This is a genomic window from Nocardia sichangensis (genome assembly GCF_047200615.1).
GTDB classification, from domain to species: Bacteria; Actinomycetota; Actinomycetes; order Mycobacteriales; family Mycobacteriaceae; genus Nocardia; species Nocardia sichangensis.
Map to the genome: position 1 here is coordinate 37,233 of NZ_JBJZOK010000021.1, position 8,251 is coordinate 45,483.

7 protein-coding genes are annotated in these 8,251 nt (G+C 68.9%); 2 read left to right on the forward strand and 5 right to left on the reverse strand.

Annotated elements, in window-relative coordinates; genetic code table 11:
* Nucleotides 1-9 precede the first annotated feature (9 nt).
* The 4 genes from ACL03I_RS26320 to ACL03I_RS26335 are packed head-to-tail and all read right to left on the reverse strand — an operon-like array spanning nucleotide 10 to nucleotide 4,184.
* Complete coding sequence (locus ACL03I_RS26320) at nucleotides 10-1,098, reverse strand: ABC transporter ATP-binding protein (RefSeq protein ID WP_355078383.1); 1,089 nt, start codon at nucleotides 1,096-1,098, stop codon at nucleotides 10-12.
* A 13-nt stretch (nucleotides 1,099-1,111) separates the two neighbouring features.
* A complete protein-coding gene (locus tag ACL03I_RS26325) occupies nucleotides 1,112-1,981 on the reverse strand; it encodes a carbohydrate ABC transporter permease (RefSeq protein ID WP_364438037.1) in 870 nt (289 codons plus the stop codon).
* Between the two features lie 43 nt (nucleotides 1,982-2,024).
* Nucleotides 2,025-2,870 (reverse strand): carbohydrate ABC transporter permease, encoded by an 846-nt coding sequence (locus tag ACL03I_RS26330; protein WP_412807186.1) that lies wholly within the window; start codon nucleotides 2,868-2,870, stop codon nucleotides 2,025-2,027.
* Nucleotides 2,871-2,873: 3 nt separating this feature from the next.
* On the reverse strand, nucleotides 2,874-4,184 hold the full coding sequence (locus tag ACL03I_RS26335; protein ID WP_356968185.1) for an ABC transporter substrate-binding protein: 1,311 nt from the start codon (nucleotides 4,182-4,184) through the stop codon (nucleotides 2,874-2,876).
* A gap of 81 nt (nucleotides 4,185-4,265) precedes the next feature.
* Here ACL03I_RS26335 and ACL03I_RS26340 point away from each other — a divergent pair, with 81 nt between their 5' ends.
* The gene (locus ACL03I_RS26340; protein ID WP_364438028.1) at nucleotides 4,266-5,429 is read left to right on the forward strand and encodes an ROK family protein; all 1,164 of its coding nucleotides are present in this window, start codon (nucleotides 4,266-4,268) and stop codon (nucleotides 5,427-5,429) included.
* A 213-nt stretch (nucleotides 5,430-5,642) separates the two neighbouring features.
* Nucleotides 5,643-7,673 carry an FAD-dependent oxidoreductase gene (locus ACL03I_RS26345; RefSeq protein WP_412807187.1) on the forward strand — a complete coding sequence of 677 codons (2,031 nt, stop codon included), beginning with the start codon at nucleotides 5,643-5,645 and terminating at the stop codon, nucleotides 7,671-7,673.
* A 41-nt stretch (nucleotides 7,674-7,714) separates the two neighbouring features.
* On the opposite strand, the gene ACL03I_RS26350 is transcribed toward ACL03I_RS26345, so the two are convergent.
* Nucleotides 7,715-8,248 (reverse strand): PaaI family thioesterase, encoded by a 534-nt coding sequence (locus ACL03I_RS26350; protein WP_412807188.1) that lies wholly within the window; start codon nucleotides 8,246-8,248, stop codon nucleotides 7,715-7,717.
* Nucleotides 8,249-8,251: the final 3 nt, after the last annotated feature.

The following is an 8,251-nucleotide window of genomic DNA, read 5'->3' on the forward strand; positions in this document are numbered from 1 at the left end:
CGTGGCGGATCAGTCGAGGTTCAGCAGCATTCCGGTTTCCGGGTCGTACCAACGGCACGCTTCGGGTGGCAGGTAGAGATCGGAGGGGTCGCCCTCGGCGGCACGAAAGCTCGGCGGCGCTTGGACTTTCACGGTCTGACCGCCGACGCGGGTGGTGAGCAGCGTCGAGGAGCCGAGTGGCTCCAGCACTTCGAGTTCACCGCGAACCGTCGCGTCCGCGGGGCCTTCGCGCACCACGATGGCCTCGGGGCGGATACCGAGCCGAAGGGCGCCGCCCTCGAACGACGACAGCGCCGCGGGCACGGCGAGCGATTGCCCGCCCAGGTCGATCCGCGGCCCGTCCTCCGCCGCGGAGACCACGCCGGTGAGGAAGTTCATCGGCGGGCTGCCGAGGAAACCGCCGACGAATTCCGTCGCCGGGTCGTCGTAGACCTCGGTCGGTGGGCCGCACTGGACGATCGATCCGTCCCGCATCACGGCGACACGGTTGCCCAGCGACAGCGCCTCGACCTGGTCATGGGTGACGTAGACGGTGGTGGTGCCGAGTTCCGCGACAAGCCGTTTCAGCTCGGCCCGGAACGACAGCCGCAGCAGCGCGTCCAGGTTGGACAGCGGCTCGTCCATGAGCAGCACGTCGGCGTCCATCACGATGGCCCGCGCCACCGCGACACGCTGGCGCTGCCCGCCGGACAGCCGCGCCGGGTAGCGGTCCAGGTACGGGGTGAGTTGCAGCAGTTCGGCGGCCCAGGCGACTTTGCGCCGGATCTCCTCGGCGGGCACACCGTGCACGCGCAGGCCGAAGCCGATATTGTCGGCGACCTTCTTGTTGGGGAAGACCGCGTAGGACTGGAAGACCATCGACAGGTTGCGCCGCCGCGGTTCGAGGTAGGTGACGTCCTTGCCGCCGATCACGATCTGCCCCGAGTCCGGCAGCTCCAACCCGGCGATCATGCGCAGCAAGGTCGTCTTGCCGCAGCCGGAAGGCCCCAACAGCACCATGAACTCGCCGTCGGCGATCTCCAGCGAGACCTCGTCGGTAGCACGCGCCGTGCCGCCGGGATAGGTCTTCACCAGATCCCGGACAATCACCTCGGCCATCAGCGAACCCCTGTCATCTGAGCGTCGTCCCCCACATGTTCACCAGGTAGCGCCGCATCACGAAGATGAACACCAGCGCCGGGATGATCAGCGCGAAGCCACCGGCGAAGCGGTACGCGGTCGACGCCTCACCCAGCGCCGTGAGCACCTGCGCGGGCAGCGTGCGGTGCCCGAGCGTCACGATCGTCGCGCCGAGGATCTCGTTCCACGACAGGACGAATGTGAAGATCGATGACGCCGCCAGACCCGGCAGCGCGAGCGGCACCACGACCCGGCGCGCGGCCTGCCATCGACTGCACCCGAAGACCCGGGCCGCCTCCTCCAGATCCGGCGGCACCGCGACGAAGATGCTCGCCGTGATGAGCACGGTGGTCGGCAATGCGAGCGTGGTGTGCACCAATGTCACGGCGAACACCGTGTCGTACACATCGATCCGCAGGAAAACCGTGGCCAGCGGCACCGAGAGCACCACGATCGGCAGCGCGCGCACGAAGAGAATGAAGACCTGGTAGGTGTCTTTGCCACGAAAAGCATGACGGGCCAGCGCGTATCCCGCGGGCGCCCCGATCACCAGCGACCAGAACACCGTGTAGAGGCCGACCAGCACCGAGTTGCCCAGTGCGGCAAGGGTCCCGGTCGCGCGGAAGAACGAGACCAGGGTCTCGGTGGAGAACTCCTTCGGGACGAGCGACTTCGGGAACTCGTTGAGCGCCTCGCGGGAGGACAACGCGGCGAGTCCGATGAGCACGATCGGCAGCGCCATGAACAGGCTTACAGCAGTGCAGGCCGCCTGCACCCCCACCGCGCGCAGGCGGCGCCTGCGCAGGGGTGCGCGGTCGATCGGTGGCAGCACGCGCCGCGACGGCGCCTCGGCCGAGTTCATCGCGCTCCTCGCCTCCTTCGGCCCTCTGCCGCATGATCACGACTCATCGGGCCTGCTCCGGTTGCCGGACCGCACGCAGGTAGAACACCGCGGTAGCGAGCGAGATCGCCAGCACGATCAGCGAGACAGCGCTGGCGACCGCGGGATTCTGCAGATTCGCGTACCACTCGTAGGTCTCGCCGACCAGCAGCGGAAAGTCCCGGCCGGTCAATGCCTGCGCCACGGCGAAAGCCTGCAGCGCGAGGATGGTCCGCAAGATCAGCGCCACTTGCAAGCTCGGACCCAGCAGCGGCAGCGTCACATGCCGCAGCCGCTGCCACAGGTTCGCTCCGAACACCTGCGCGGCCTCGTCGTAGTCGCGCGGGATCATCTGCACGCCCGCCACCACGATGACGAACACCAGTGACGTCGCGCGCCAGATCTCGGCGACCACCACGGCGAGCAGCATGGTGCCCGCGTTCCGGTAGCCGAGCCACTGCACGCCGTCGTCGGAGAGCCCGATGCCGACCAGCAGCGAGTTCAGGTAGCCGCGGTTGTCGAAGATGGACAGCCATACCAGGCCCGCGGCCAGTTCGGAGATCGCCAGCGGCAGGCACCACAGGTAGAAGTGGCCGCCGGCGAACCGCGGCCAGGCCTGCATGAGCAGTGCCATGGCGACGGCGAGCACCAGTTGGACCGGCACGACGATCGCGATCAGCAGGAGGGTGTTGCGCAGCGCGGGGAGGACGTAGGGATCGTCGAACAGCCGGTCCCAGTTGGCGAGGGTGAATCCGTCGCCGCCACGGAACGCCTCGAGCACGGCCTGCACGAGCGGCCAGCCGAACAGGGCCGACATCAGGACGATCGACGGCAGCAGCAGGATCCACGGGGAGCGTAGACGCGACATCATGGCTCATCCAACCCGGCAGAGCTGTGCGGCCGGGTCGGGCGCCCAGCACGGCACTTTCAGCTCGTCGAGGATGCCTTGCAGCACCCGGGCCTGCTGATCCAGCGTGGAGCGGATATCCGCCCCGTCCAGCACGATCGAACGGAAGCTGTCTTTGAAGACCTTGCTCACCTCACCTTCACGCTGACCCAGACCCACCGGCGGCAACGAGAGAATGGCGCCGGGCGCCTCCTGCTGCTTGCGCACCGCGTCGGCCTCGAGCTGGACAGCCGGTGGCAGATCGGCGGGGATCGCCGTGTCGACCGCCGGGAAGAAGCCGTTGGAACGAAGCAGCCGCAGTTGGGTTTCCGGGCGGGTGAGCGTGCTGATCGTCCGCTGCGCGAGTTCGGGGTCCGTACTGCCCTTGGGGATCGCGAGCCCGGCGATCACGGCCATATAGCCGAGGCCGTGTGCGCCCCGCGGCGCCGGAAGCATCCGCCAGTCGCGCGGGTCGCGCTCGGGCGCGTGGACCAAGCGCACGACGTGGTCCCACGCCATCCGCGCCTCGCCGCTGTCGAGCGGCTCCTGCATGAAGTCGAAATTCGTACTCGACTGGACGCAGTTGGCCCACAGCTCACGCAGGTACTGCCAGGCCGTCACGGCCTCGTTCGAGCGGAACGTGGTGATCTGGCCGCCGGTGAACGAGGGCAGCAGGAAGCCCTGGACGAACCGGTGCAGCAGGCCCTTGGGGCCCGCGGGCAGGCCGAGCACGGGGCGATTGCCGTTGGCGCGGCGCGCGGCGACGGCCCAGTCGAGGAACTGGTCATAGGTCAGCGACGCGGCATCGACTCCGGGCGGCAGGTGTTCGAGCGCGTCCGCGTGCGCGGCGAGGACGTAACTCGCCGTGGCCCATGGGATGTACCACGTACGGTCGGTGCCGACCTTCGCGAGTTTCAGGTATTCCGCCGACCAGCCGCGGGCGCCGAAGTCGGCGAGCAGACCGGTGAGGTCTTCCAGGTAGCCGTCGGCGAGCGGGGCGAGGTCGCCGTGCAGACCGCCGAGCAGACCGATCTTGGTCGCGCCGGCGTCGACCTGGCTGCGCACCTGGCTCGCGAACGGGCTCTCCTCGATGGTCACATAGCCGACGCCGGGCGCGGCGGCGGCCAGCAGGGTACGGAAACGCTCGGCCTCGTCGGCGGGACGGAACTGGGTGGACAGGAAGATCATGCCGCCGTTGCCGCTGGTCGCGAATCCGGTACAGGCCGCGGCGGACAGGGCCGCCGCGCCGGAGCCCACCGCGCGCAGGAAGGATCTGCGCGTCGAACCGGATACCAGCATGCATGGCTCCTGTTAGGGCACAACGGGTTTCAGACTTTTGTCAGGTTGGTTAACATAAGTGCGCTGAGAGATATTGTCAATATGCCCGCGACACCCTCCAGCCCCACTTCGCCAGGACATGTGCTCGCCCTGCTGCGCGCCACGGGGCCGCTGACCCGGCTCGAGCTGCAGGAACTCGCGGGGTTGTCGCGGGTGACGCTGACCGAGCGGCTGGAGGCGCTGCGTGGTCTCGGGCTCGTCCGCCACGCGGGGCACAAGGAATCGAGCGGAGGACGGCGCGCCGAAATGCTCGAGGTCGACGACACCGGAAGCACCGCGCTCGTCGCCGATCTCGGACAGAGCCATGCCACGCTGGCCGTGGTCGACCTGCGCGGGACGGTGTTCGCGAGAGAACACCGGCGGTTGCCCCTGCGGCACAGTCCGACCGAGGTCGTGCCGATGCTGCTCGACACGGGAAGGAAGCTGTTGCGGCGGACCGGGCGAGCCGAAACCTTGTGCGCGATCGGCCTGTCGGTGCCGGGCCAGATCGACCACGACAGCGGAGTGACCGTCGCGCCGCCGACCATGCCGGACTGGAACGGCGCTGCGCTGCGCGAACCGTTCGCCGACGCGCTCGGTGTCCCGGTGCTGCTGGAGAACGACGCGAATGCGCTGGCATTCGGCGACTTCCGCGCGCTGGACCGTCCGGCCGCGACCCTTGTCGGTGTGAAGGTGGGGACCGGAATCGGTGCGGGCGTGGTGATCTCCGGGCGCGTGCACCGTGGCGTGAGCGGCTCGGCGGGCGAGATCGGGCACCTGCGGATCGAGGGCAGTCGGCAGCTCTGCAGCTGCGGCCGCCGTGGGTGTGTGGCGGCGGGCGCGGGCGGGCAGGCGCTGGCCCGGGAACTGGGCGTACGCACGACGGCCGACGTGGTCCGGCTGGTCGGCCACGGCAGCCCCGAGGCGATTCGCTCGACCGAGCGGGCCGGGCGCCTGGTCGGTACCGTGCTCGCGACGATGGTGTCGATCGTGAATCCGGCCCATGTCCGCGTCGGCGGGGCGATCGGGGTGCTGCCGCCGTTTCTCGAGGGGGTGCGGCGCGGCGTCGAGTCGAACGCGCATCCGAGCGCGTTGCGCGATCTCGACCTCGGCCCCTCGCGGCTGGGTGAGAACGGCGCGTTCGTGGGGCTGGCGGGTCTGGTCGCGGACGAGATGTTGTCCCCGGCGACTGTGGACGCGATGGTCGCCGCGCGACAGGAGGTGTGATCCGCTGCGGGCCTTCCCGGCGTATGCGCTCGGCACGGCGGGTAGCGAAGCCGTGCCCGGCGCTTGGTTCGCGGTGGCGGCGAAGGCGGTCGAGTCGCAGGTTGCCGGGTTGTCGCCCTCAGAACACCCGGTTGTCCATATCGGGCCGTACATCGCAGATGGCATGCCGCGCCAGCCATTGCGGAGGTGGGTAGCTACCGTTAGGTTCATCCCATGAGTTCCGCCTTTCCGCATTTGCTGTCGCCGATCGAGCTGGGGAGGGTGAAACTCCGCAACCGAGTTGTCATGGGCTCCATGCACACCGGGCTGGAAGATCGGGCCTGGCACATCGACCGGCTGGCCGCGTTCTTCGCCGAACGCGCACGCGGCGGCGTGGGGCTGATCGTCACCGGCGGCTACTCCCCCAGCCGCGACGGATGGCTGTGGCCGTTCGCGTGCGCGATGCTGGACGAGACCGACGCCGAGCGGCACCGCGTGATCACCGACGCCGTTCACGAAGCGGGAGGCAAGATCGCGCTGCAGATCCTGCACGGTGGGCGCGATTCGAACATCCCCACCAATCTGGCACCCTCGGCGGTGGCGTCGCCGCTCACCGCGTTCGAACCGCGGGCGTTCACCGAGCAGGAGATCGAGACCACGATCGCCGATCACGTGCGCTGCGCGCGGTTGGCGCGGCTGGCCGGATACGACGGCGTCGAGATCATGGGCGGCGAAGGCTTTCTGATCAACCAGTTCCTCGCGCCGCGCACCAACACCCGGACCGATCGCTGGGGCGGATCGGCGGCGAACCGGCGGCGATTCCCGGTCGAGGTCGCCGCACGGACCAGGGCCGCCGTCGGCGACGACCTGCTCATCATGTTCCGGATGTCGCTGGCCGAATTCGTCGAGGACGGGCAGACCTACGCCGAGATCATCGACCTGGCGAAGGAACTCGAAGCCGCCGGAGTCGACGTCATCAACACCGATATCGGCTGGCACGAGTCGCGGGTGCCGACGATCGTCACCTCGGTGCCACGTGCCGCGTTCGTCGGATACACCGCGGCGCTCAAGGAACATGTCTCGATTCCGGTGTGCGCGTCGAACCGGATCAACATGCCCGAGGTCGCCGAGCAGATCCTGGAGCGCGGCGAGGCGGACCTCATCTCGCTGGCCCGCCCGCTGCTGGCCGATCCGGAATGGGTGAACAAGGCCGCCGGATCGCGGGTGGACGAGATCAACACCTGCATCGCATGCAACCAGGCCTGCCTGGACCACACCTTCACCCGGCAGACCGTGTCCTGCCTGGTGAATCCCCGCGCGTGCCACGAGACGCTGCTGCAACTGCTGCCCACCAGGCGGGCCAAGCGCATCGCCGTCGTCGGCGCCGGTCCCGCCGGGTTGTCGGCCGCGATCGGCCTGGCCGAGCGCGGGCATCAGGTGGAACTGTTCGAAGCCGAGGACCGGATCGGCGGACAATTCGATCTCGCCCGCCGCATCCCCGGCAAGGAGGAGTTCGACGAGACGATCCGGTATTACCGGCGCAAACTCGAACTCACCGGCGTCACCGTGCATCTGAATGCCCGGGCCACCGCCGAACAACTCGCCGCGGGAGGCTGGGACGAGGTGGTGCTGGCCACCGGCGTGCGCCCTCGAATTCCCGCGATCCCCGGTATCGATCACCCCATGGTGCTGTCCTATCCGGAACTGATCCGGCAGGAGAAGCCCGTGGGCAACCGGGTGGCCGTCGTCGGTGCGGGCGGAATCGGGTTCGACGTCGGCGAATTCTTGACCGCGGTCCACCAAGGCCCCCTCGCGCTCGACGAATGGCGCGACGAGTGGGGTGTCACCGACGACATCCACGCTCGCGGCCAGTTGCGAACCCCTCGGCCTGCCAGGGCGATCCGGGAAGCGACCTTGCTGCAACGCAAGTCGGGGCCGTTCGGACTGACCTTGGGTAAGACGACCGGCTGGATCCACCGCGCCGCGCTGGACGCGCGCGGAGTCCAGCAGATCGGCGGGATCAACTACGAACGGATCGACGATCGCGGACTGCACGTCAGCTTCGGTCCGCAGCGGCAGGCGCCGCGCGTGATCGAAGTGGACAACGTGGTGGTGTGCGCGGGCCAGGAATCGGTGCGCGACCTGCACGACCAGCTCGAATCGCGTGGCGTGCGGGTGCATCTCATCGGCGGCGCCGACGAAGCGAAGGAGCTCGACGCCAAGCGCGCCATCCAGCAGGGCACCCAGCTCGCGGCCGAACTCTGATCCCGGACGGCCCGGGGACCTGGTCCCCGGGCCGCCGGAATTCACCCGTTGCCGCCGCCCATCCGGACGAACGTGGCGGTCGCGGTCGCGTAGACCTTCCCCGCGGCATCGACGAGACGGCTCTCGGCGGTGGCCGTCGTCCGGCCGACGTGCACCGCCTCCGCGACCGCCTCCAACGCCCTCTGGGTGTGCGAGACCCCGCGCACCAGATTGGACGTCATGCTCACCGTCGTGAGCATGGACTTGTCCTGCACCGACAGTTGCACCGCACCCCACATCGCGACGTCGAGTACCGCGCCGACCACGCCGCCACCGACCACACCGAGGAAGTTCACATGCCGCTCGTCCGGCGTGAGGCGCAGCGTCATCCGCCCCGGCGCGGCGTCGACGACCTCGATGTTGAGTAGTTTGGCCAGTGGCGGCAGCGGCAGTTCGCCGGTACGGATACGCTCGACGAGTTCGTCCCTGGTGAGCTGGATCATGCCCAGCACGGCGATGCCGGGGTCGTCCCACTCCAGGTGCAGCGAGCGCACGCCATCGGTCACTTCGATCGCCGACACGTCGTCGGATGTCATGGC

Excerpts from the sequence above, each read along its gene's own strand:
- ACL03I_RS26350 (WP_412807188.1), bottom strand. The coding sequence starts at position 8,248 with ATGACATCCGACGACGTGTCGGCGATCGAAGTGACCGATGGCGTGCGC.
- ACL03I_RS26325 (WP_364438037.1), bottom strand. The coding sequence starts at position 1,981 with ATGAACTCGGCCGAGGCGCCGTCGCGGCGCGTGCTGCCACCGATCGAC.
- ACL03I_RS26340 (WP_364438028.1), top strand. The coding sequence starts at position 4,266 with ATGCCCGCGACACCCTCCAGCCCCACTTCGCCAGGACATGTGCTCGCC.
- ACL03I_RS26345 (WP_412807187.1), top strand. The coding sequence starts at position 5,643 with ATGAGTTCCGCCTTTCCGCATTTGCTGTCGCCGATCGAGCTGGGGAGG.
- ACL03I_RS26330 (WP_412807186.1), bottom strand. The coding sequence starts at position 2,870 with ATGATGTCGCGTCTACGCTCCCCGTGGATCCTGCTGCTGCCGTCGATC.
- ACL03I_RS26335 (WP_356968185.1), bottom strand. The coding sequence starts at position 4,184 with ATGCTGGTATCCGGTTCGACGCGCAGATCCTTCCTGCGCGCGGTGGGC.
- ACL03I_RS26320 (WP_355078383.1), bottom strand. The coding sequence starts at position 1,098 with ATGGCCGAGGTGATTGTCCGGGATCTGGTGAAGACCTATCCCGGCGGC.